1 protein-coding gene and 1 pseudogene are annotated in these 609 nt (G+C 66.5%); both read right to left on the bottom strand.

Features of this window, described 5'->3' with window-relative positions:
* On the bottom strand, positions 1 to 551 hold a 551-nt coding region (locus ACTQV4_RS10340; protein WP_441569785.1), incomplete at its 3' end, for an IS3 family transposase.
* Positions 552 to 554: 3 nt separating this feature from the next.
* Positions 555 to 609: pseudogene (locus ACTQV4_RS10335) on the bottom strand (hypothetical protein); the annotation flags it as partial.

Here is a 609-nt window from a genome sequence, read left to right as displayed (position 1 = left end):
CCCAGCGTCGAGTGGATCCTGAAGTTGTTGTACCAGTGCACGTAGTCCGAGAGCTTGGCCCGGAGCTCGCGCGTCGTGCCGAACGTCTCGCGGTGGACGAGCTCGGCCTTCAGTATCCTGTTGGTCGACTCGTCGACGGCGTTGTCGTAGGGGCAGCCCTTGGCCGACAGCGACCTCTCAATGCCGAAGGCCTCGAGCATCAGGTCGATCTCGGCGTTGTCGAACTCGCTGCCGCGGTCCGTGTGGAAGACCTCGATGTCCGAGATGGGGAAGGAGAGCGTCGCGAACGCCGACTTGACCAGCCGGGCGTCCTTCCTGGGCCCGGCGGAGTGGCCGACGATCTCCCTGTTGTAGAGGTCGACGAGCAGGCAGACGTAGTTCCACGAGGCCCCGACGCGCACGTAGGTCAGGTCGCTGCATATATGGGTGCGCGGCGCCCTGCCGCCGAAGCCGCGCGCGACGACGTTGGGCACGTCGGCCTCGTTGACCGCCCCGGGGTGCACCTTGAACCTCTTCCTGCCGTATGCGCTGACCAGGCCGTTCTCCCTCATGATGCGGCAGACCCGGCGCCGGCTGACGGTGACGCCCGACCTCTCGAGCGACGCCTTT

Source organism: Collinsella sp. LCP19S3_B11, assembly GCF_052121915.1.
GTDB lineage: Bacteria > Actinomycetota > Coriobacteriia > Coriobacteriales > Coriobacteriaceae > Collinsella.
Note: the sequence above shows the minus strand (reverse complement) of the source record. Positions and strands in the feature narration are given on the sequence as shown.